We start from the raw sequence: 21,668 nt of genomic DNA, 5'->3' as shown, positions 1-21,668 counted from the left end.
TATTGAAGAACATCGGATAAGGGAGTCAGCAGGCTATGAGCAGTAGCAAGGTAGCAATTGTGACTGGCGCGGGCAGCGGCGTCGGTGCGGAGACGGCGGCGCGTTTGCACCGGCGCGGCTTTGTGGTGATGGTGCTTGATATCGATGCGCAGGCAGCGAAGGCACAGGCAGCGAATCTCGACCCGGGCGGCGAGACGGCGGCGTCGTGGGCGGTGGACGTGCGCGCTCGGGACGCAGTCGGCAAGGCGGTGGCCGACATCGAGGCACGCTGCGGCCGTGTCGATGTACTCGTCAACAACGCAGGGTTGCCGCAGACGAACCTGCCCTTCGAGGACGTCGATGCGGCGATGTGGACGAGAATCATGGACGTCAACGTCGCGGGCATCGCGAACCTGTGCGCGGCGGTGACGCCGTTGATGCGGCGGCAGCGGTCCGGACGGATTGTCAATGTCACCTCGGTATCCGGCATCCGCGCGCGGCCAGGCATGAGCGCGTATTGCGCGGCAAAAGCGGCGGCGATCTCGCTTACGCAGACGCTCTCGCTTGAACTTGCGGGCGACGGGATTCTCGTCAACTCGATCGCGCCCGGATCGCTGAAGACGCCGATGTTCGAGAAGTTCTTGCGCCCAGGCGAGACGTGGGACGAGGCGATGGCTCGCTATCTGCCCCAGATTCCGCTGGGACGGCTCGGCGATCCGGGTGAGATCGCCGACGCGATAACGTGGGTTGCCACCGATGCGCCGGGCTTCATGACCGGGCAGGTGATCACGATTGATGGCGGCCGATCGTTGTCGTGATTGACGTGTCGGTGCCATTCCGGTGGCCTCGCGTCTCACGATTGTTTCATTCTGGAACTGGAGTTTTCATGTCGCATTTCAAACCCTGGCCGGCGGGTCAACTGAACGATCCGCAACTCTTTCGCCACCGTTGCCTGATCGACGGCGAATGGCTCGATGCCGATAGCGGCGCGACGATCGACGTGGTTGATCCTGCGACCGGCGCGAGCCTGGGCACCGTCCCAAAGATGGGGGCCGCAGAGACGCGCCGCGCCATCGGCGCCGCGGCGCACGCGCTGCCCGCGTGGCGGGCGAAGACAGGCAAGGAGCGCGCGGCGTTGTTGCGCCGCTGGTACGAGCTGATGATCGAACATCAGGACGATCTCGCGAAGATCATGACGGTTGAGCAGGGCAAGCCGCTCGCAGAGAGCCGTGGCGAGATCGGCTATGCCGCATCGTTTCTCGAATGGTTTGCCGAAGAGGCGAAGCGCGTCTATGGCGACACGATCCCGGCTCACGCACCGGACAAGCGGATCGTTGTGATCAAGCAGCCAATCGGCGTCTGCGCGGCGATTACGCCATGGAATTTTCCAGCGGCGATGCTTACACGCAAGATCGGTCCGGCGCTTGCGGCCGGATGCACGATCGTGCTGAAGCCGGCGAGCCAGACGCCATTCTCGGCACTCGCGCTGTGCGTGCTGGCCGAGCGCGCCGGGATCCCGAAAGGCGTTGTGTCCTGCGTCACGGGCTCGGCGCGCGAGATCGGCGGTGAGCTGACCGGCAATCCAGTTGTCCGGAAGCTGTCGTTTACCGGCTCGACCGAAGTGGGCCGGGAACTGCTATCGCAATGCGCAGCGACGATCAAGAAGGCGTCGATGGAACTCGGTGGAAATGCGCCGTTCATCGTGTTCGACGACGCAGATCTCGACGCTGCGGTTCAAGGCGCGATTGCATCGAAATACCGCAACGCCGGCCAGACCTGCGTGTGTGCGAACCGCCTGCTCGTGCAGGATGGCGTGTACGAGGTGTTTGTCGACAAGCTCGCCGTGGCGGTTCGCAAGCTTGCCGTCGGCAACGGTCTCGAAAGCGGCACGACAGTTGGACCGCTGATTGACAGCCATGCGGTTGCGAAGGTCGAGGAGCACGTCGCCGATGCGCTCGCGAAAGGCGCGAGTGCGGTCGTCGGTGGTACACGGCATGCACTCGGAGGTAACTTCTACGAGCCAACCGTGCTCGCCAACGCGACGCGAGACATGCAGATTTTCGACGAGGAGACCTTCGGCCCGGTAGCGCTGGTGTTTCGCTTCAAGACGGAGTCGGAAGCGATCGAACTTGCGAACGACACACAATTTGGCCTCGCGTCGTACTTCTATGGCCGCGACATCGGGCGCGTCTGGCGCGTCGCGGAGGCGCTCGAGTACGGAATCGTCGGCATCAATGAAGGGTTGATTTCGACAGAGGTCGCACCGTTTGGTGGTGTGAAGGAAAGTGGGCTCGGACGCGAAGGGTCGAAGTATGGGATCGATGATTATCTTGAACTGAAATATCTTTGCATGGGTGGAATCACTTGATGCAGCACGTAGTCGTGCTGATAGACGTGCCGCATGTTCTTCGCGATCCGCCGCGTCAACGATGCGATTGACGCGGTCAGCGAGCCGTGTCGGAAGAGCAGGGCGACGGCATCGAAAAGATGAATCTGGTCGGCGTGCATATGGACGAAGTCACACATCAGAATGCAGCACCGGCCGAACAGTGTCACAGTGCTGGACGAGGCCGTGTCGCCGATTGAGCTCGCACCGGCTGACGCTTACGTTTGAATCTCAGGCGGAGTTCGCAGTTCTGATGTGCGCATCCTGGCTACGCAGCAACAGCAGCGCGACGAGGACGAGCACGATCGTCAGGGCGGCAAAGATCAATGTGGCACGTTCGACGCCCGCGAGCTGAACGACGAGGCCAAGGCCGATCACCGGCAGCGAAATCGCAACATAGAGCACCACGAAAAAGCTCGACGTTACCTCTGCGCGCCGGTGCGGCGGACTTTTCGCTGCGATGTCGCCTAGTGCCGCGCGAAAGCTGATTCCCTGTCCGATCCCGGCCAGTGCTGTGCCGGTCAGGAGCACGCCCAGCGAGCGCTCCGGCACGCACAACGCGACGCCGAGCAGGCCCGCAACCAGTCCCATACAACCCGCAAGCTGCCGCCGCGGCGCGGGGATGCTTGCCTGCAATGTCTGCCCGAGCGCCGAGCAGGCGAACAGCAAGAAAACGATCGCACCGATCACGATGCCGCTCTTGTAGCCCAGCACGACGCGGATCAGTTGCGGCGCCACTGCCGCGAAGAAGCCCACGACGACAAAACCTGCAAACCCCGCCATCGCGGCCGGCACGAACACGCCACGCACTTCGGCGGGCAACGAGATTCGTTGTAGCCCGAGCGCGATGCGTGCGGGCCTCTGCGCCGTTTCCGGTGCGCTCCATACCGCGACCATGGCCGCGGCGACCAGCAGCAGGTGGACCGCATAAGGCAGCTGCATAGGCCACGGTAGCAGTTCGACGAGCACGCCGCTTAACAACGGCCCACAGCCGAGCCCTAGCATGTTGGACGCGGTGGCCGCGAGGGTCGCATGGCGACGCCACGCTGGTGGCGCCAGCTCGATCACCGCGACGGTGGCGGTGCCCGTGAAAATGCCAGCCGAGATGCCGGACAGCAGCCGTCCCAGCATCAATCCTGCGAGACCGTGGCTCAAGAGGAACGTAATGGCGGACGCAGCGGACATGCAGAGTCCCACCAGCAGCATGCGCCGGCGGCCGAGCTGATCGGACCAGTTGCCGACGACCAGCAGCGCGCCGAGCACACCGGCTGCGTAGCACGCGTAGATTACAGTGATGACCGTGGCGGTAAAGCCGTATTGCAACTGGTAATAGCGATAGATCGCCGTCGGCAGCGTCGTGCCCATCATGTTGATCACGAACGCGAGGGAGACCGCGAGGAACGCGCTGGGCGATCGCGATCCGTCAGAGCTTGTTTTCATCGGACTTTCCAACGAATGTCGGGGACAGACAGCGATTATGGGCAATCTGCGGCTTTTCTGCAGACGCGCGGAAATCGGCGCTTCTCATACAGGGAGGAACGCGCGGGTAACGAGTCGTTTTTGCTATGTCTTCGTGCTGACATACTGGGCCGGTAAGCGGTCCAGGCATGGTCTTCGTGTTCAACCTGGGACGGGGCGTTCCGGCGCACACGATCGCGGAGGCTCTGGCGGTCGGTACCGTGGCTCGCGAATCAGCTCAGTGCTGGCGACTGCGAACAGCTGATCGCGCTTGCTGCGGGCGGCCACGTCTATCGGGCATGCGGGGTGTGGCGACGGGTTCTGTCGCGATAAGGTCATCTTGATGAGCAGAGCCGAAATGACAAGGACTGCTCACCTAACCATAGAATAGAACTGCTCGGCGGCGGACGGATGGGTTCCAATCTCGGTTTTCATCTGCCCCTTCCTGATCATATGCATTACTTCGATGCCGGACAGGATGATGCGGGCGCAACGAAAATCCTTGAAGCCCAACATCGGTCGGGTGATGCGTTTGATGGCTCGATGGTCTTGGTCGGGTAGCAGCAGCGCATTGCTGTGCTGCTGCCCCCTCTCAAGAAACCATTTTAAGCACATGATTTGATTGGTTGTTTTTCAAGCGGATTGTCCTTGTGCCTGGATTGGGACGAGTTCGAGACCCATGGCTGCGGCTTTTCTCCTGAGGTGGTAGATCACGCGCTGCTGGTAGCGTTCTTCGTAGTAGGCCTGCCCCTGATCGACATAGGCAGTGCCTTTGGTCAGCATGGCGTAGACCAGGCGGGCGAGCTTGTGTGCGACCGCTGTCACGGCCTTGCCCTTGTCCAACCGCCCGCACATTCGGCGATAGTAGGCGCCCAGAGCCGACTGACTGGGGCGGAGTGCAGCGGCAGCCAGTTTCAGAGCTTGAGCAGCGCGATTAGCGTTGCCCTTGGTGGCCCCTGACAGGCGCTTGCCTCCGGAGATCTTGGTGCCAGGAGACAAGCCCAGCCATGAGGCGAAGTGCTTGGCGTTCCGAAAGCGCGACAGATCTGGGCCGATCTCGGCGACTACCTTGAGTGCGGTCGTGACGTCGATGCCGTCAATCGCGGTCAGGTCAACGCCGCAGATGCGGAAGAGATAGGTGCGTGCATCAAACTTAGGGGCATTTTTAGCCTTGCCGACGCGGCGCTTGGACGGCCCGGGTTCAGCTTCGCTCCGGCTCAACGCCTTAAGCATGCTCTCCAGTTGGACGTCTCAGCGCTGTAGCGCTTTGGAATAAGCATCAAATAGCTCAACCGCTTGGGTCAGGGCGAACAGGTGGGTTTTGTCGCGTTAAGGCGGGAGAGGTAGTATTCGAGTCTGACAGTATGCTTTGGCTGACCAATGAAGAAGACCAAAACCCCGCGAAAGACGCTTGCTGTGGGCATCGCCCGAGTGCTAAAGCGCCTTCACTATCCGCTCGATGTGATGGTGCAGTGCGTGCGGTGGTACGTCGCCTACTCACTGAGTTTGCGTAACCTCGAAGAAATGATGGCCGAGCGCGGTATTGAGGTTGATCATTCCACTGTGCATCGCTGGGTGATCAAGTTGGTGCCGCTGTTCGAGAAGATGTTCCGTAAGTACAAGCAGCCGGTAGGCAAGAGCTGGCGGATGGACGAAACGTATATCAAAGTCAAAGGCCAGTGGAAGTACCTCTATCGGGCGGTGGACAAGGCGGGCAAAACCATTGATTTCCTGTTCAGAGCCAAGCGAGACAAGGTGGCAGCACGGCGCTTTTTTGAAAAATCGATCGCTCAGAACGGTGTACCCGAGACGATAACCATCGACAAAAGCGGCTCTAATCTGGCCGCGCTGCACGCGGTGAATGCCGAGCGGGAGACACCAATCACGATCCGTCAAGTCAAGTACCTGAATAACGTGGTCGAGCAAGACCATCGAGCCATCAAACGCATCACCCGACCGATGTTGGGCTTCAAGGATTTTCGTTGCGCCCGCATCATCCTGTCCGGCATCGAAGTAATGCATATGATCAGGAAGGGGCAGATGAAAACCGAGATTGGAACCCATCCGTCCGCCGCCGAGCAGTTCTATTCTATGGTTAGGTGAGCAGTCCTTGTCATTTCGGCTCTGCTCATCAAGATGACCTTATCGCGACAGAACCGTTCTCGACGCACTCTCTTCGCCGCAAGCAGGGCGATATAGTCGAGCACCTTGGCGCCCTCTCCTATCTCCGCCAATGTCGTCCCGTACATCCTTGATACCGTACCCTGCGGTGTTTGCGTTTTGATAGCGATTGAATGGATGAAGCCGACGTCCGCGCATGGTATGGGTTTCCTCGTCTCTCTGGCTGTAAGGGCCCGTGTCTGTCTCGAAGTCCGTAGGACTCTGCCATGCGCGCTTCAACGTGCCATGCCAACGGCCGCGCGCCTCGTGAACAGCAGGTCTGCGACGATAAATACCAGCATCACAGCCGGCACCAGCAAGGGTAGTTGAAGCCAGGCGGCCGCTGTAGCGCCCGCGCCCGCACCAACGCTGTAACTAAGCCAGGCCAGTCCCGGCATCAGGACTTCCTTAAGCTCGGGCACCTTGAGCGACTGCTGTCCCGCGGGTCCTAGCAGATAACGGCCAACCAGTGCGTCTGAGAACTTCACCATGTTGTTGGTCACGACGATGGTTTGCAGCGATACCCCTCCGAACGTGGCGATCGTCTCGCCCTGCATCGCCATCGCCAGCGCCAATAAAGGCAACTCGACAGGAATGCGCACCGACGCGTGCAAGCGCACGACGCTGGCGACGAACAAGATCCCCGCCATCACGAGCAACTCGAGCGGGGGACGCCGCAGGTGCCTCTTGATCAGGCTGGAAATGATTCCGCCGACGAAGAACAGCCCGACCGCGAAAGCGATGAGGCCAAACCGGGCCCACTGGGCTTTGGCAAAGGTCATGCCGAGCTGAACCGTATTGCCCGTCATGATGCCGGGATAGATTCCCCCGACATCCATGAATCCGATGACTTCCACATAGCCAGCCACGGCGGCAAGCACCACGACACGTCGAAGCGAGACGGCGAGTGGCAGATCTGCCGGGGGTTGAATCGTCGCGTGCATAGAATGTCCAATGCTTTCCGTGTCCCGGGAGAGCCCGATTCGCGGTCGGTAAGTCGGCTTACGTAAACGTAAAGGAACGCGGCGTGGCTCCAGTGGCGAATGACAAGGACACGCGCCCTGCGCGCCATTCGCTCGCGGCGCCCACCGGCGCCTAGTTCTGTGCCACGGGAATACGCGAGGCGAACTCGGCTCGCACGGCTTTGCCGTGTTGATCGAGGGTGGGCGCGCCCACCCTCGTTTTCGGATCCTCGTAGCCGCTGATCTTGACCGGATTGCCGGGCATCCGGACCCCGCCCGCTTCGATCAGCATGTTGCGGGCCGCCGTCTGGGGAAGTTCGGCCGCCTCGGCCACGTTCAGAAGCGGAGCAACGGGCACGCCTGCTTCGTGGATGACCTTCAACCAATATTGCGCCGCCTGCTTCTTCAGCGTGACCTGCAATTCCTCCTTCAGCACGGCTTGATGCTCCATCCGATCCTGATTCGCTATGAAGCGGGCGTCGGAGGCAAGTTCCGGACGGCCAATGGCGCTGCACAGCCGGCCGAACAGATGATCGTTCCCGCAGCAGATGACGAAGTGCTTGTCCGATGCTTCGAAGACATCGAACGGCGCCATGTACGGATGCCGATTGCCGATCCTCGTCGGTGCATGGCCGGTGGCGACGTACGCCATGAATCCGTGTTCGAGGAAGGCCAGCGTGGCGTCGAACATGGCCACGTCGACATGCGCGCCCTTGCCGCTTTTCTCCCGTGCATAGAGCGCGCTCGCAATGCCGCTGAACATGAACACGCCGCCGCAAAGATCCGACAGGGAGGTCCCGACGCGAGTGGGAGGACCGTCGGCAAAGCCGGTCTCGTCCATGATGCCGCTCATCGCCTGGATGATCGTGTCATAGGCCGGGAAAGTCGCAAGCGGGCCGGTCTGTCCAAAACCCGAGGACGATGCATAGATCAACCGCGGATTGATCGCCGAGAGTTCTTCGTAGGAGAAGCCCAGATGCTTCATCGTGCCGGGCCGAAAGTTCTCGGCCAGCACGTCGGCCTGCCGGACCATGTTCAGGAAAATCTCCCGGTCGCCCTCGGCTTTAAGATCGAGCACAACACTTTCTTTCCCGCGATTCACGAAACTGAAATAGAGAGACTGGTCCTTTACAAAGGGTCCATAGGTACGGGTGTCGTCACCGTGACCCGGTTGCTCGATCTTGATGACGCGCGCGCCGAGATCACTCAGGATCGTCGTGCCAAAAGGACCGTTGAGAACATGGGTCATATCGATCACGAGCAGGCCCGAAAACGGACCAGCAACTCTTTCGACTTGGGTGGATGACATTGCAGACTACCTCTATGAATAGTGATGCGGGTTCGCATGGCTTCATGCCGGCAACCTGCGTATCTGCGACCTGCGTGGAAAAAGTGCATCGCGGCGCTCGTGCATCGTTCGCCTTACTTCCTGCCGCCGACAGCGCTTTGCGGGTTCAGACTTTTGAGATGACCGCTTTCGGTCCCGGTTTTAGGGTCGATCACACAGTTGATAAGTGCCGGCTTTCCTGACTCGAGAGCATCGGTCAGCGCCTTGGAAAGGCTCTGTGGATCCTTGACGTAGTGGCCGGCTCCGCCGAATGCTTCGATGAGCCTTTCGTAGTGCGCATCCTTCATGAGGACGGTCGGCCCGGGGTCCGATTGGCCGCTGCGATTGACATCGTCGCCCCGGTAGACCCCGCCGTTATTGAAGACCACGACGACGATCGGCAACTGGTACCGGCAAATGGTTTCGAGTTCCATGCCGCTGAAACCTATGGCACTGTCGCCTTCGATGGCAACAATGGGCTTGCCGCTGACGATCGCGGCGCCGATGGCGTACCCCATGCCGATTCCCATCACACCCCATGTCCCGGAGTCGAGACGCTTGCGCGGCTCGTGCATATCGATGATGTTGCGGCCGAAGTCGAGCGTGTTGGCTCCTTCATTGACGACGAAGACATCCGGCCTTTTCGCGAGCACGTCGCGAATCGCCCGAAACGAGTTGTAGAAGTCCATCGGGCTTGGATTGGCGTCGAGGTGCGCCGCCATGCGCTCGGCATTGTGCTGCTTATGTTCGGCGATCGCGCCGCGCCATGCGGGGCTGGCGCAAACCTGCCCCGGCTTGAGCGCTGCCAGCAACGCCGACATGGCAGAGCCGATGTCGCCGATGACAGGCGCGGCAACGGGACGATTGCTATCTATTTCCGTGGGACAGATGTCCAGTTGGATGTAGCGCACGGTGGGTGACCATTGTGGTCCTTTTCCGTGGGCAAGCAGCCAATTGAGCCGTGCGCCGATCAGCATCACGACGTCGGCCTGGGCAAGCACGAACGATCGCGCCGCGGCCGCGCACTGGGGATGGTCGTCGCGCAGGAGCCCCTTCGCCATAGACATCGGCAGAAAGGGAATACCGGTTGTCTCGAGGAACGACCGGATATCGTCGTCAGCCTGCGCGTAGGCAGCGCCCTTGCCGAGAATGACGAGCGGGTGCTGTGCGTTCGCGAGCAGGTCGAGCGCGCGCGCAATGGAATCGGGTGCCGGGATCTGCCGGGGCGCCGGATCGACCACGCGGATCAGCGATTGCGCAGCCGTGTCCGCGTCGAGCGAGGCGCCGAGCACATCCGCAGGCAAGTCAAGATAGACGCCGCCAGGACGGCCCGATATGGCCGCGCGGATGGCCCGCGCCACGCCGATGCCGATATCTTCGGGCTTGTTCACCCTGAAGGCCGCCTTGACGTAAGGCTTGGCGGCATTCATCTGATCGAGTTCCTCGTAGTCGCCCTGCTGCAGATCGACAATCGCCCGGTTGCTCGATCCGCTGATCTGGATCATCGGAAAACCGTTCGTGGTCGCGTTGGCGAGCGCCACCATGCCGTTGAGGAAACCTGGGGCGGAAACGGTCAGGCAGATCCCCGGTTTCTGCGTCAGGTAGCCCGAGATCGCAGCTGCGTTTCCGGCCGACTGCTCATGCCGGAAGCCGATGTACCTGATGCCTTCCGCCTGAGCGAGGCGGGCCAGGTCGGTGATGGGAATGCCCACGACGCCATAGATAGTGTCGATTCCGTTGAGCTTGAGGGCGTCGACCACGAGATGAAACCCGTCGGTCGCAGGTGGAGATTGCGCTTCGATAACCATCGTGAAAAACCTTTCGCAATGACTGGATTGCGTAGAATTCGTTTGACCGCGAAGCCATGTCCGGCTCGGTCCTCACGGCAATGACACGGCGCCGTCAGACGACCTTCGCCTCACGCATCCTAGCGATCTGGACCGGGCTATACCCGAGGCCCGCGAGCACTTCGTCCGTATGCTCGCCGAGCAATGGAGACCCGGTGATCTCCGGGGTGAAGTCCGAGAACTTGATCGGGCTTCCGACGGTGAGATAGGTGCCGCGGATTTTCTGCTTGACTTCGACCACGGTGCCGCTCGAACGCAACGCCGGATCGTAGGCGATGTCCTTCATGCTGAGCACAGGGGCGCAGGGAACCCCAAACTTGCGCAGAATCTCCACCGCCTCGAACTTGGTCTTGTCAGCCAGCCACTTTTCGATGTCGGCGAAGATATCGAAGATGTGCGGCTGGCGCGCGTGCGCCGTCGCGTAGGCGGGATCCTCGGCCCATTCCGGCTTGCCGAGCGCCTGGCAGGTTGGGCCCCAGTCCTGCTCCTGGATAGTGAAATAGATGTACGCGTTCGGATCCGACTCCCAACCCTTGCACTTGAGCACCCAGCCCGGCTGACCGCCGCCGCCGGCATTGCCCCCGCGAGGCACCACATCGCTGAACGTGCCGTTGGGATACTGCGGATATTCCTCCAGGAAGCCGACGCGCTCCAATCGCTGCTGGTCGCGCAGCTTGACGCGGCACAGGTTCAGCACGGCGTCCTGCATCGAGACCGCGACCTTTTGGCCCTTGCCCGTTTTCTGACGCCCGATCAGGGCCGTCAGGATGCCGATTGCCAGATGCATGCCGGTATTGCTGTCGCCTAAGGCCGCCGCGCTGATGGTAGGCGGGCCGTCCCAAAAGCCGGTGGTCGAGGCGGCCCCTCCGGCGCATTGCGCGACATTCTCATACACCTTGATGTCCGCATACGGGGAGTTGTCGCTGAAACCCTTGACCGAGCCGAAGATGATCTTCGGGTTGAGTTCCTGGATATGTTCCCAGGTGAACCCCATCCGGTCCATCGCGCCGGGCCCGAAATTTTCGACCAGCACATCGGCTTCCCGAATGAGCTTCTCCATGATCTCCTTGCCTTCCGGCGTCTTGGTATTCAATTCCAGCGACTTCTTGTTGCTGTTGAGCATCGTGAAATAAAGGGCATCCACATCGGGAATGTCACGGAGTTGACGGCGCGTGACATCGCCCACTCCCGGCCGCTCGACCTTCAGCACCTCCGCTCCGAACCACGCCAGTAATTGCGTGCAGGCAGGACCCGCCTGTACGCCCGTGAAGTCGATAACTTTGATTCCCGCAAGAGGTAAGCTCATGGTGTAACTCCGGTGTAAGTGCAATGAATGGCAAATGCGGACTCCATCGGTGCTGCTGCCCAAGACGCGTGCCTGATCGGCCGCGAACGGGTCTCAAACGCCAACGAGTGCCTAGCTATGCCCGGAGCCTGCTTCGACTTCGAAGGCGCCGCGTGGGTGGACCTGGCCGACTCTATAGCGGTAGGAGGCCGCGAATATGACCTGTATCAAACATCGGTCGACACGCGGTTCCCGCATTTATTTCTGTTTGTTTATCGTTTTCATTGTCCGACGGGCGTTCGTAAGGAAAGCCGTGAATGTCCGGTCGCGATGAATGGCGATGCCGTCGCAGTTGATACAATCAATCGTCGCAGCTGCTGCGCGGTTAGCGTTGTCCTCATGGCGCAGCGCCGTCGCGAGCAATACCGCCAATGCACCGGTGCTTGCGCACCGAGAGCGATCCATGGGGGGCCCCTCTTTCACAACCGCACCTTCGATGAACTCGCGATCGGCGAATCGGCCTCGCTAGTACAACATCCCGTAAATAAGTTGAATATTTAACGGCCTCGTTTATCATGGCAGGACGAGCCAACGCCGTCCTGCAACGCCAGTGAAGCTGGCGAAGAAAGAAAGACAGGAACTGTTATCGCTGATCAGGTGCAAGACTGCCCCTCAGCGAGATGTGATGCGTGCGCGCCTCGCGTTATTGGCTCATGAGGGCCACTCGAATACAGCGATTGCGCAGGAACTGGGCGTGTCCGTGCAAACGGTCTGCCTGTGGCGCAAGCGCATTGCGCGGCAAGGTGTGCAAGGAATTCGAGAAGGTGAGCGCAGTGGTCGTCCTGCGCGCATAACGCAGGAAACGCGACTGCAATTGATTGCGCTGGCGTGTGAAGCGCAGGAAGCTGAGGGACGGGTCACGCCGACGCTTGACGAGATTGTGGTGCGTGCCGTGGAGCGTGGCATTGTCGGGCAAATCAGCCGCAGCCATGTACAGCGTATTTTGCAGGCCGGCGACATTCGCCCGCACCGGGTCCAACAATGGCTTCACAGTCCGGATCCGACCTTTCGCGAGAAGGTCAATGTGATTTGCAAACTGTATCGCCGCGCACCCAGGAACGCGGTCGTGCTGAGTATCGACGAGAAAACCGGCATTCAGGCCATCGAGCGCAAGCATCCGGGACGCGCGCCCGGACCGGGACGGCTGCGTCGTCGTGAGTTTGAATATATCCGTCATGGCACCCAGGCGTTGATTGCCGCGCTCGATGTTCATACTGGACAGGTGCTGGGCAGCTGTCGCGAACGGCGCACGCTGGACGATCTGGTGGCCTTCATGGAGAGCGTGGCGCACGCGTACCCTGGCAAACAGGTGCATGTCATCTGGAATAATCTGAATACGCATCACGCACACGCCGTGTGGCAAGCGTTCAACGCGAGGCACGGTAAGCGGTTTCACTTTCACTTCACCCCTTTGCACGCGAGCTGGGTCAATCAGATCGAACTATGGTTTGCCCTCTACACCCGCCGTGTGCTTCGCCATGCCAGTCACACCAGCACCGCGCATCTGCGCGAGCGCACCGAGCAGTTTATCCGCGAGCGCAATCAGACAGCGCACCCCTTCAAATGGAGTTTCCGGGGCTATCCGTTGCAAACCGGCACATCGTAATCGAGGGACCGTCATGGCCGCCTTACCCACCAAACACTACGTTTCAGAACTACAGCGTCAATTGCGCGCCCTGTTGGGCCATGATCAGATCGTTACGCAAGCCTACGGGCGTCACCTGCTAATCAAACGTCTGGACGATCCGGATCCGATTGTTGTGGCTCGCCTGACCGAACTCGGCCGCAACCTTTATGGTGCAGCCTTTCGCAGCCATAGCGGGAGATGGGAACCTCTGCCGGGCTCAGGGCCGCTCGACGAGATGGCTCAATTGGTCGTCACGCTCCTGGCGCCCTATTTGCAGCCGGATAATTATTAAACATATTTACGGGATGTTGTAACTAGTTCGCCTTGCCGGACTCGACAAATATCCAACTGTTCGCCGTGATATGGGGCGATGTCAATCCCGCACATGTCGATGCCGCGTTCGGCGCTCATCACAGGTTTGGCCATGCGGTCATGCAGGGCATGTGGACGGCGGACCTGTTCTCGGCGCTGCTGGGCACGCGACTGCCTGGACCGGACACGGATCTACCTCGACCAGGAGTTGCAGTTCCAGCATCCGTTCGTGCCGGGTGATCTCGTGACGGCCACGGTGAACGTGAGGGAAAAGCGCGCGGACAAGCGGATCGTGCATCTCGATACGCGTTGCACTAACAAGCACGGCGACGTGGTCCTGCTCGGCGTGGCCACGGTAATCGCGTCGGCCGAGCCTGTGACATGGTCGCGTAGAGCCCATCCGGACGTCTCGGTGCGCCAGCACGATCGTTACCGCGTTCATCCGCGAAGCCCAAGCGCTGCCTTCGCTGCGCACGGCCATCGTGCATCCTTGTTCCCCGGAAGCGATCGCAGCCGCGATCGAGGCCCGCAACGAGGGAATGATCGGCCCCGTGTAGATCGGACCGGAAGCAAAGATCAGGGCCGCCACGGAACGGGCGCAGATGAGTCTCGTCGGGGTGGCGATCGACGCGGTCGAGTACAGCCTTGCGACCGCGGCGCGTGTCGTGGAAATGGGCGCCACGGGCGAGGCGGCCACGCAAATGAAGAGCAGCCTGCGAACGAGCGAACTGCTCGCGGCGATCGTGAGACGACCTCAGGCTGCGCATCGAACGGCGCATTAGCCACGCGTATACAATGGAGGTCCAGGCTTATCCAGGGCACTCGTTCGTCACCGCCGCCGCGATCAATGTCACGCCCTTGCTCAAGGAGAAATGCGATATCTACCAGAACACGATTAGAACACGATCGACCTACTGCACCTGCGGGGCATCGAAACGCCGCGCGTGGCCGTGCTCGCCGCGGTGGAGACCGCGAATCCCGCGGCTCTGACCGTGATGGCGGCGCGAGGCCAGATGCAAGGCGCTGGGCAACGCCCGCTCGTCTTCGACAACGCCATCAGCCTGAGGCCGCGAGGACCTGGGCATCGTCTCGCCGGGTACGGGCAGGCAGGACATCCTGCCCGTACCCGACCTGAAAGCCGGCAACATGCTGGCAAAGCAGATGATCTACTCCGCCTAGTGCTCGGCGCGCGCCCGCGGATCGTCCTGAGACCAGCCGGGCTAACAGCCTGCGCGCGGTTCGGGTCCGTGACGCTTGCCCGCAACGTCGCGCATCGCAGCCTTCGTCACGTTCAGGGAGCAACGGCATGAGTGACTTCATCGATCTGCGCGGTACAGCATTGAGGTTATGCCCGTGATCGTCAAAGCACAGATCAAATGTACTAGCGGAATCCATCCGTGCGTCGCCGATAAATTATACGATCCGGTAATATGAGGAATACTTTGCATATTGACCTCTCTCGCGCCTCAGACGATACCGCGAAAGACCTTTCAAAGACACTAGATTCCTGCAAAGGGGCCAACTGTATTGCTATTCTGAGGAAGTTACTGACTAGTGCTCGTACCTATTCCAGCCTTCTTCTCTGCCTTCTGCAAATCATCTGGATAGTTCGGGTCGTCTTGTCCCGGACGATATCCTGCCTCCTCAAGCTTCTTCAATTCGGCGCTTCGCTTTGCTCGGGCCTGTTTGCGCTCAGCCTGGCGTTCCTCCCGAGCCTGCTCTCGCGCCACTTTGCGTTCAGCCTTGGTCGGCTTTGCTTGAGATGCCTTCACGGTTGCACCATTGACGACTGGAGCCGCATCTGAAGCGAAATCAGTGACATGACTACCGGAGCTTGCAGTCTGTTCTGTCGCCGAAGCGATAGAGCAGACGGTCAGTACAGCTGTAGCTACGAGTATCCCAAATTTCTTTTTCGTTAAAAACAACATGTTCCTCTCCCATTGATAAAGGTAATTAGCTCGTTTGCCACAAAGACGACGCAGCAGCATGTGTGTCCCGCTTCGCACGACGGTAACTGTGCATCCAATTGGGTCACCGCTTTCCGCGTCGATCGTTACCAGATTCGCAATTCAATCTATCGGGGCGTTTCTCTCCGACGACTTTCAGAGTCGCTGCTAAGACCATCGGTTCGTTTTCGCACTGGTGGCTTCGGCCACCCGCTCGATAATGTTGGTTATTAAATTATTACCGCAACGAGAGTCGCAATATTGATCTGTGTCATATGACCAAAAAGTCTACGCGTCTCGGAGGATCATTTGGTCGCCGGTTTTGGCGTATTGTGCGACGCGCACGTTCGAATGGGCAGCAAGTTGGCAATAATCTCTTGCAGTGTGAATCGCGGCAGGCTCCTAATCTTGCATTCCTTGTTGGGAAGCACCACAACGCGATCGTGCATCGGTCGGCATGCGAGGCAACAGATCGCAAGTCGACGTTTAGGGGTCAAACTGTCGGATAACAAACCGCCCTATTTTTTGCCATGAAGGCCAGATCCGAAGGCGGACGTAACGTCGATGCGGCAAAGGGCGCCGGATCTTCGGACACCCGTCGCTCGGTGCAGGCACCGAGCGACGCGAGCGATGCAAGCTGGTCCAACGTCGCCTCGCAGCGCCTTCAGAAGACGCTTCGAAAGCCGCAGCGTCATCGCCACGCATACATCATCGCGGGGCCGCCGCCCATCATGGTGGGTACACTTACCGTTTCAAGAATCTCCTGTTGCGCGGCAATCACATGCAGTGCGTCATGCACATGGTATGCAATAAGTCACCACAACGCAGAGCAATCTCTATGGCCAAAGCCATCAGCTCCTTGTGTGCCTCGTCGATAATGAGCCGCCCGCAATGGGCTCCTTGTGGAAGTGTTCGAAGCCAGCCATGGGACCGGATATCTCACGCCGCATCTTTCCAAGCAGGGTTTGCAATTCGTGGTGCCGTTCCGGATAGTTTGCTTCCATGACTTATCCCCTTCAAATTCGTGTGGGATATCCGATTGCGCAGTGTTGCGGTTATAGAAGGCTTTGCCAGGAACACGCGTGTTGTACGGGTGTTCAGTCTTTTTACCGCTGTGTGCCGCGCCAGTACCATTGATATCCAAAGCGAACGGCGTACGTCAAGCCAATGACGACACCTGCGACGGCGAGCCAAAGCAAGCAAACGTAACCCACCAGTTGCCGGAATTCACCGATCCGATCCTGCATGACGGACGCCTTATAGGAATGCAGGTCATCTGCGGCATCCGGGAACGTCGTTCGGTAAAGGAAAGGACCGGCAAATATCGCTGTCCGGCTGTCTTGCGAGAAGTAGAGAGCCAGCTTGCATCGCGCGAATTCGGCGCACTCCGGCGCCCCCATGCCGACCACGATCGATCTGTCGATCGGATGGTCGTACGTTGAACCAGCCCATGTCATTCCGATTGCAATTATTATAAACAGTACTACCATCTTAACTAATGCGACTAACCATCGGTATCGATTTCGTCCACTCGCCCATAACATCACTGCCGCTCCTTTTACTCATCCTGAACCAATATCTAATATCAGGATAGGTTCGACATACCGGCGCGCAATTGCGCCACATCAACGCCGGTGACAACACTGCGCTTGTGGCGTTACCGGTTACCAAACTGCGCGTCCTGGAGCAATCGAAGACCGGGCGCGTGAGTTTGCGTTTCGATAGCAACTGGCAGAAATGAACTCATTCACGATGCTCCATTGCAGACCGGGTGTATCGTTGCGTTGCGTAAAAGCGCGCTAGCTGCCATAAAAATGCTGCCGCGCGAAGGACCGGATGCGTTCCATGTGCTGCGCGGCCGCGCTCTCCGGCAAAGATGGAGCGATCTCGTCGAAATGAAGATGGTCGATCAATTCGAAGCCAGTTGATCGGAAGATATGGGTATCCTGCAGGACCTGCACGGCGTTCCAGTTACCGCTCTTCACCAACAGTGGTAGCGGCGCGCCCGAGCAGGTGATCAGGACTGCCTTCTTCCCTCCTAGCAGGCCGTGCACCACACCCTGACTGGATTCGTAAGCGAAGCCGCGGGCGAAGACCCGGTCGATGTAGCCTTTCATCATCGCCGGCATCGACATCCACCAGAGCGGATAAATCAGAGCAATGACATCGGCGGCGCCAATCTCATCCTGCGCCAGCGCCACATCGACGCAGACCGGCTCTCTGGCACTAGCGGGCATCAATTCGCGTGGGGTCAAGGCAGGGTTGAAACCTATGCGATAAAGATCACACGTTCGCTGGGTATGTCCGAGCTTTTCCAGTTCATTGGTATAAGCGCGCATGAGTCCCATCGTGAAGCTGTCTTCGACGGGATGTGCCACCACGACGAGGTGTTTCATATATTTTCCCGAACTTTAACTAAGGTATCCTAATATACTGTTCAATACGGCATCAATTATTTCGGCCGGATTGTTTCTCCGTCGACTACGCCTCGACTACGCCATATCCACGATGGTGGATTGTCTTCGGATTTCTCTGAACCAAATCCCTCCATGTTTTTAGCACCTCCAGCACGAAGAGGTCGTATTTGTTTATCAGCCGCATCTCGATTACCCTGCATTCCAGATTGACGAAGCATTCCGCGATCAGTGCCGCTGCGATGCATTCAGCCGACAACGGTATCAAACCAATTGACTCGAATTTTGTCGATCTCGCTTCCCGAGCAATTGCCGATTTTGACCACTTTCGGTGCAAGCTCCGCCGCCGGGCCGGCGATCACGCATTCGCGGGTCGCCCGTAACGCGGCAAAGCTGTAATGTAATCGTCTCGGCTGACGACACAGGCCGCCAGTGGTGGCATAAATTCAACCATCATGTGCCTGACATTGTCATAACGTTCGCCCGCCCATTATGACAAGTTGCAAGCAGGACAACAGGCCCCGGTTCCGGCAACTGATAGACGTCGGAAAGCGCATATCCTTTACGGCGCCCGCCCCCGCACCGCGACTTTTTGGATGATCATCCGGGCGACCGCCATGTGGCTAAACGTTGCAATGGTAAGCAGTGTGGAGACGACCATAAGAACCGTCATGGTGATTTGGAGTTGCATGGGTACTCTCCTCATGGAATACCGGGAAGCAGATGCTTCCCGGCCTCAGTCGATCGCGAGGTGGCTTAAAAAGAACCCGGCCCCCGGGAACCCATCAAGTAGACGCTCGACAGTTTGCACCGACCTTGCGTTGGATCAAGTTCCGTTCAGCACGATAAATCACCGACGACGACGACCAGCAGCACGACTGTCGGTATGAACCGACGGGTTCCCTCGTTGACCAAGGTCAAAGGGGGCCGCCTTTGACGGTCTACGCTCGTGGTGTTCTGCGGAGAGTCCTGCCGCCCTACCCTTCACGTACCGTCTCAGCCGCAAACCCGTCACGTCGTGCGCTCGACTCAAAATCGTCACATCTGATAACTGGAGTAAGCATGAATGCGGAAATTAAGAGTGCGTACCGGCGGCTTCGCGCGCTGTACGCCGCAGAAATAGTGGGCGCGGGGCGCAAAGCGAGCAAAAATAGAAGGCTGTCTGTCCTTCCATTTCGTCCTTGGGGAACGAGCGGCTGATATTTTCGGCTTAATAAGCAGCACTTCCTTTCGATCACCCGGTTGCTCTGTGCGCGGAGACGCGCCCCACGTGAGGCCGCGCCAGTGCCTGCGACCGAGCTGACCGCGAATTCGGCGCGGACTCGACCCAGTAGTGCAGTGCCAGCGGTCCAGTCAGCCTTTGTGGTTCTAGTAGGAGCCGGTGCAGGATTAGGTGTGGCACCCCCGGTATTCAATGGCTGATGCATGGCGCGCCTCCCTTTCAAAGAAACGCGCGAGGAAACGCGTGAGGAAACGCGTTAAGCATAGGCGAGACGGTGCGCGACAATCTACGTCATGGATCGCTCGCGACGATGTCGATCGATCTACACGGCGACGCGGTTCGACGCGCGTAACAGTTGGATCAGGCGTTCGGCAGACCCGGTGGCGAGTAAGTCACAACTGCAGTTGAAATTTAGACACAACTTTAGTTGTGTGCGCGGGGGTCGCTCACGCAACTAAAGTCGTGACAGCACTGATTGTTGCGTAAACTGCTATGTATGAAAATGCGCCTCATATCTCCCGCCGATTTCGCGAACAACCGGGACGAGGCCCGTGGTTTCCTCGAGCGCAAGTGGCGCAAAGAATTGGATTACCGCCTGATCAAGGAAACTGGGCATTCGACGGCGATCGTATAGCGGTGCGGTACGCTTACGCGTGGCGCGACGATTCCGGCAACTGGTTCCGCTCGTACGGCAACGAGAACTGGGAGTTCACCGTAGACGGTTTGATGCAGCGGCGTTTTGCGTGCATCAACGACATGCCGATGCAGGAATCGAAGCGCAAGTTCCACTAGCCACTCGGTCGCCGTCCCGACGATCATCCGGGCTTGAGTGAACTCGGTCTTTGAGTGTTGCCGACTTCTTCAAGGCCGATGCAAGCCGCGTTGAATAGTCTTCATATTTCATCCGTCCATATCGCCGACGGTATGCCGGCAACGCCATCGGCCAGCCAGCGAGCCGTGCGCAACAAGGCGGCGCTGAGCACCTCGGGCCCGTTACGGCCTTGTTCCGTTTCGAGTTCGACCGTGAATTCGCCGCTCGGGTGTTCGACCGAGATGCGCTTGCGCTGACCTGCCGGCACGACCGCGATGCCGTCGCACACGGTGTGCGGCATGACGGCGGCCGTGGCGACGCTTACCGCGCCGAGCACGCCGATCGACGCATGGCAGCGATGCGGAATGAAACTCCGCGTGGAAATCGCGCCATCGCGAGGCGGGGCGACGAGGCACATCTTGGGCACCGTGCGCTCACGGCCATCGCCGAGATTCATCATGTGGCCGGCTTCCAGCCGTATCGCTTCGATGCGCGCCTTCAACGCATCGTCCGCGTCGAGCTCATCGCGGCTCTCGTAGCCCGTCACGCCCAGATCGGTTGCTCGCATCAGCACAAGTGGCATGCCGTTGTCGATGCACGTGACCTCGATGCCACCTACCCGATCGCGCAGATGTCCGGTCGGCAGTAGCGCTCCGCAGGTGGAGCCCATCGTTTCCTTGAACTCGAGCGGAATCGCGGCCGCGGTGCCCGGCGCGCCATCGATTCTCGTGTCGCCTTCGTAAGTCACGCAGGTGCCCGGGGTCTGCACCAGGGCCACGGCGATCTGCCCCGTGTTCACCATATGAATGGCGACCCGCGTTGCGCCTTCCTGGGCCGGCACAAGACCGCGTTCGATCGAGAAGGGGCCGACGCCCGCCAGCATGTTGCCGCAATTCTGCCCAAAGTCGACACGCGCTTCGTCGACCACGACCTGCGCGAACAGATAATCGACATCCGCGTCGCCCCGTGAGGATCGGGAAACGATCGCCACTTTGCTCGTCAGCGGATCGGCACCGCCCAGTCCGTCGATCTGCCGCTTGTCGGGCGAACCCATGACCGCGAGCAGTACGCGGTCGCGCGTGGCTGGATCGGTAGGAAGATCCTCGGCGAGGAAAAATGCGCCTTTCGACGTGCCCCCGCGCATCAACATGCACGGAATGCTGCGCTGCCTGCGAGCCGTTTCCATCGCCGTATTCCTTTAGCGTTCCGATGTTGAATCGACGTAGTGCAGCCCCTTGGCCGCAAGCCGGTCGCGCATCGCATAGTAGCCGAGGCCGAGTTCGCCGGACGCCAGCGCCGCACGTGTCTTCTGTTCTTTTTCGCTGCGGGTGGCCGCTGCTCGTGAAATGGCTTCCACCGTCTCGAAAGGCACGACGACTACGCCGTCGTCATCGGCCACGATCATGTCGCCGGGCCGCACGAGCTGCTGGGCGCAGACGATCGGCACATTGACCGACCCCAGTGTTTCCTTGACGGTTCCCTGGGCCGAAACGGCCTTCGACCACACGGGAAAACCCATCGCGGTCAGTGCGCGTATATCGCGGCGGCCGGCGTCGATGACGAGTCCGCGCACGCCGCGCGCCGCCAGCGAGGTCGCCAGCAATTCGCCGAAATAACCGTCCTCGCACGGAGATGTCGGCGCGACGACCAGCACGTCGCCGGGCGCGCGCTGCTCGACGGCGACATGCAGCATCCAGTTGTCCGATGGCGGGGCGAGCACGGTGACGGCCGATCCGGCAATCGAGGCGCCGGCATAGATGGGCCGCAGATACGATGCAAGCAGACCCAGACGGTTTTGCGCTTCGTGCACGGTGGACACGCCGGTCTGTTCGAGCTGCGCGACGTGACGCTGATCGGCGCGCCGGATGTTCT

Annotated in this window: 19 protein-coding genes and 3 pseudogenes; 8 read left to right on the top strand and 14 right to left on the bottom strand. The window is 59.8% G+C overall.

Going from position 1 to position 21,668, the window contains the following annotated elements; all coding sequences use genetic code 11:
- The first annotated feature begins 35 nt into the window (after positions 1-35).
- Both HB376_RS32005 and gabD read left to right on the top strand, forming a co-directional pair.
- Complete coding sequence (locus tag HB376_RS32005) at positions 36-797, top strand: glucose 1-dehydrogenase (RefSeq protein WP_213767676.1); 762 nt, start codon at positions 36-38, stop codon at positions 795-797.
- Positions 798-865: 68 nt separating this feature from the next.
- A complete protein-coding gene (gene gabD, locus HB376_RS32000) occupies positions 866-2,347 on the top strand; it encodes an NADP-dependent succinate-semialdehyde dehydrogenase (RefSeq protein ID WP_213767675.1) in 1,482 nt (493 codons plus the stop codon).
- A gap of 249 nt (positions 2,348-2,596) precedes the next feature.
- On the opposite strand, the gene HB376_RS31995 is transcribed toward gabD, so the two are convergent.
- The 3 genes and pseudogenes from HB376_RS31995 to HB376_RS31985 form a co-directional block, all read right to left on the bottom strand.
- Positions 2,597-3,805: an MFS transporter gene (locus tag HB376_RS31995; RefSeq protein WP_213767674.1), complete on the bottom strand. Its 1,209-nt coding sequence runs from the start codon at positions 3,803-3,805 to the stop codon at positions 2,597-2,599.
- Between the two features lie 390 nt (positions 3,806-4,195).
- Positions 4,196-4,384, bottom strand: a pseudogene (locus tag HB376_RS31990) (DDE-type integrase/transposase/recombinase); the annotation flags it as partial.
- A 72-nt stretch (positions 4,385-4,456) separates the two neighbouring features.
- Complete coding sequence (locus HB376_RS31985; protein WP_213767673.1) at positions 4,457-5,056, bottom strand: transposase; 600 nt, start codon at positions 5,054-5,056, stop codon at positions 4,457-4,459.
- 147 nt (positions 5,057-5,203) lie between these two features.
- Here HB376_RS31985 and HB376_RS31980 point away from each other — a divergent pair, with 147 nt between their 5' ends.
- Positions 5,204-5,926: an IS6 family transposase gene (locus HB376_RS31980; RefSeq protein ID WP_213767672.1), complete on the top strand. Its 723-nt coding sequence runs from the start codon at positions 5,204-5,206 to the stop codon at positions 5,924-5,926.
- Here HB376_RS31980 and HB376_RS31975 read toward each other — a convergent pair.
- From HB376_RS31975 to frc, 5 genes are all read right to left on the bottom strand, one after another.
- A complete protein-coding gene (locus HB376_RS31975; protein ID WP_213767699.1) occupies positions 5,908-6,147 on the bottom strand; it encodes a DUF3562 domain-containing protein in 240 nt (79 codons plus the stop codon). The genes HB376_RS31980 and HB376_RS31975 overlap by 19 nt on opposite strands.
- A 72-nt stretch (positions 6,148-6,219) precedes the next feature.
- A complete protein-coding gene (locus tag HB376_RS31970; RefSeq protein WP_213767671.1) occupies positions 6,220-6,927 on the bottom strand; it encodes a DUF1275 family protein in 708 nt (235 codons plus the stop codon).
- Positions 6,928-7,078: 151 nt separating this feature from the next.
- A complete protein-coding gene (gene yfdE, locus HB376_RS31965) occupies positions 7,079-8,254 on the bottom strand; it encodes a CoA:oxalate CoA-transferase (protein WP_213767670.1) in 1,176 nt (391 codons plus the stop codon).
- A 113-nt stretch (positions 8,255-8,367) separates the two neighbouring features.
- Positions 8,368-10,080 (bottom strand): oxalyl-CoA decarboxylase, encoded by a 1,713-nt coding sequence (oxc, locus tag HB376_RS31960; RefSeq protein WP_213767669.1) that lies wholly within the window; start codon positions 10,078-10,080, stop codon positions 8,368-8,370.
- 94 nt (positions 10,081-10,174) lie between these two features.
- On the bottom strand, positions 10,175-11,425 hold the full coding sequence (gene frc / locus HB376_RS31955) for a formyl-CoA transferase (protein WP_213767668.1): 1,251 nt from the start codon (positions 11,423-11,425) through the stop codon (positions 10,175-10,177).
- Positions 11,426-11,452: 27 nt separating this feature from the next.
- Here frc and HB376_RS31950 point away from each other — a divergent pair, with 27 nt between their 5' ends.
- The 4 genes and pseudogenes from HB376_RS31950 to HB376_RS41825 form a co-directional block, all read left to right on the top strand.
- A complete protein-coding gene (locus tag HB376_RS31950) occupies positions 11,453-11,965 on the top strand; it encodes a hypothetical protein (RefSeq protein ID WP_213767667.1) in 513 nt (170 codons plus the stop codon).
- Positions 11,958-13,070 carry an IS630 family transposase gene (locus HB376_RS31945; RefSeq protein WP_213767698.1) on the top strand — a complete coding sequence of 371 codons (1,113 nt, stop codon included), beginning with the start codon at positions 11,958-11,960 and terminating at the stop codon, positions 13,068-13,070. Before HB376_RS31950 ends, HB376_RS31945 begins: the two co-directional genes overlap by 8 nt.
- A 13-nt stretch (positions 13,071-13,083) precedes the next feature.
- A complete protein-coding gene (locus tag HB376_RS31940) occupies positions 13,084-13,383 on the top strand; it encodes a hypothetical protein (protein ID WP_213767666.1) in 300 nt (99 codons plus the stop codon).
- A 47-nt stretch (positions 13,384-13,430) separates the two neighbouring features.
- Positions 13,431-14,573 (top strand): annotated as a pseudogene (locus tag HB376_RS41825) (bifunctional enoyl-CoA hydratase/phosphate acetyltransferase); the annotation flags it as partial.
- Between the two features lie 374 nt (positions 14,574-14,947).
- Here HB376_RS41825 and HB376_RS31930 read toward each other — a convergent pair.
- The 4 genes from HB376_RS31930 to HB376_RS41350 all read right to left on the bottom strand — a co-directional run bounded on the left by HB376_RS31930 (position 14,948) and on the right by HB376_RS41350 (position 18,454).
- Entirely contained in the window at positions 14,948-15,331 is a 384-nt protein-coding gene (locus HB376_RS31930; protein WP_213767665.1) for a hypothetical protein, read from the bottom strand.
- A gap of 1,124 nt (positions 15,332-16,455) precedes the next feature.
- Complete coding sequence (locus HB376_RS31925; protein ID WP_213767664.1) at positions 16,456-16,806, bottom strand: hypothetical protein; 351 nt, start codon at positions 16,804-16,806, stop codon at positions 16,456-16,458.
- 342 nt (positions 16,807-17,148) lie between these two features.
- The gene (locus HB376_RS31920) at positions 17,149-17,745 is read right to left on the bottom strand and encodes an NAD(P)H-dependent oxidoreductase (RefSeq protein WP_213767663.1); all 597 of its coding nucleotides are present in this window, start codon (positions 17,743-17,745) and stop codon (positions 17,149-17,151) included.
- A gap of 580 nt (positions 17,746-18,325) precedes the next feature.
- On the bottom strand, positions 18,326-18,454 hold the full coding sequence (locus HB376_RS41350; protein WP_255631669.1) for a hypothetical protein: 129 nt from the start codon (positions 18,452-18,454) through the stop codon (positions 18,326-18,328).
- A gap of 1,045 nt (positions 18,455-19,499) precedes the next feature.
- Between HB376_RS41350 and HB376_RS31910 the strand changes: the two are divergent.
- Positions 19,500-19,777, top strand: a pseudogene (locus HB376_RS31910) (DUF1348 family protein); the annotation flags it as partial.
- Positions 19,778-19,878: 101 nt separating this feature from the next.
- On the opposite strand, the gene HB376_RS31905 reads toward HB376_RS31910, so the two are convergent.
- Positions 19,879-20,982, bottom strand: a complete 1,104-nt coding sequence (locus HB376_RS31905) for a 4-oxalomesaconate tautomerase (RefSeq protein ID WP_213767662.1) — start codon at positions 20,980-20,982, stop codon at positions 19,879-19,881.
- A gap of 12 nt (positions 20,983-20,994) precedes the next feature.
- Entirely contained in the window at positions 20,995-21,663 is a 669-nt protein-coding gene (locus tag HB376_RS31900) for a 4-carboxy-4-hydroxy-2-oxoadipate aldolase/oxaloacetate decarboxylase (RefSeq protein WP_346730620.1), read from the bottom strand.
- Positions 21,664-21,668 lie beyond the last annotated feature (5 nt).

It is taken from the genome of Caballeronia sp. dw_19, assembly GCF_018449515.1.
Taxonomy (GTDB): Bacteria; Pseudomonadota; Gammaproteobacteria; order Burkholderiales; family Burkholderiaceae; genus Caballeronia.
Note: the sequence above shows the minus strand (reverse complement) of the source record. Positions and strands in the feature narration are given on the sequence as shown.

What these genes read in the sequence shown, in the direction of transcription:
- HB376_RS32005 (WP_213767676.1), top strand. Translation starts at nt 36, where the DNA reads ATGAGCAGTAGCAAGGTAGCAATTGTGACTGGCGCGGGCAGCGGCGTC.
- gabD (WP_213767675.1), top strand. Translation starts at nt 866, where the DNA reads ATGTCGCATTTCAAACCCTGGCCGGCGGGTCAACTGAACGATCCGCAA.
- HB376_RS31995 (WP_213767674.1), bottom strand. Translation starts at nt 3,805, where the DNA reads ATGAAAACAAGCTCTGACGGATCGCGATCGCCCAGCGCGTTCCTCGCG.
- HB376_RS31985 (WP_213767673.1), bottom strand. Translation starts at nt 5,056, where the DNA reads ATGCTTAAGGCGTTGAGCCGGAGCGAAGCTGAACCCGGGCCGTCCAAG.
- HB376_RS31980 (WP_213767672.1), top strand. Translation starts at nt 5,204, where the DNA reads ATGAAGAAGACCAAAACCCCGCGAAAGACGCTTGCTGTGGGCATCGCC.
- HB376_RS31970 (WP_213767671.1), bottom strand. Translation starts at nt 6,927, where the DNA reads ATGCACGCGACGATTCAACCCCCGGCAGATCTGCCACTCGCCGTCTCG.
- yfdE (WP_213767670.1), bottom strand. Translation starts at nt 8,254, where the DNA reads ATGTCATCCACCCAAGTCGAAAGAGTTGCTGGTCCGTTTTCGGGCCTG.
- oxc (WP_213767669.1), bottom strand. Translation starts at nt 10,080, where the DNA reads ATGGTTATCGAAGCGCAATCTCCACCTGCGACCGACGGGTTTCATCTC.
- frc (WP_213767668.1), bottom strand. Translation starts at nt 11,425, where the DNA reads ATGAGCTTACCTCTTGCGGGAATCAAAGTTATCGACTTCACGGGCGTA.
- HB376_RS31950 (WP_213767667.1), top strand. Translation starts at nt 11,453, where the DNA reads ATGGCAAATGCGGACTCCATCGGTGCTGCTGCCCAAGACGCGTGCCTG.
- HB376_RS31940 (WP_213767666.1), top strand. Translation starts at nt 13,084, where the DNA reads ATGGCCGCCTTACCCACCAAACACTACGTTTCAGAACTACAGCGTCAA.
- HB376_RS31930 (WP_213767665.1), bottom strand. Translation starts at nt 15,331, where the DNA reads ATGTTGTTTTTAACGAAAAAGAAATTTGGGATACTCGTAGCTACAGCT.
- HB376_RS31925 (WP_213767664.1), bottom strand. Translation starts at nt 16,806, where the DNA reads ATGACATGGGCTGGTTCAACGTACGACCATCCGATCGACAGATCGATC.
- HB376_RS31920 (WP_213767663.1), bottom strand. Translation starts at nt 17,745, where the DNA reads ATGAAACACCTCGTCGTGGTGGCACATCCCGTCGAAGACAGCTTCACG.
- HB376_RS41350 (WP_255631669.1), bottom strand. Translation starts at nt 18,454, where the DNA reads ATGCAACTCCAAATCACCATGACGGTTCTTATGGTCGTCTCCACACTG.
- HB376_RS31905 (WP_213767662.1), bottom strand. Translation starts at nt 20,982, where the DNA reads ATGGAAACGGCTCGCAGGCAGCGCAGCATTCCGTGCATGTTGATGCGC.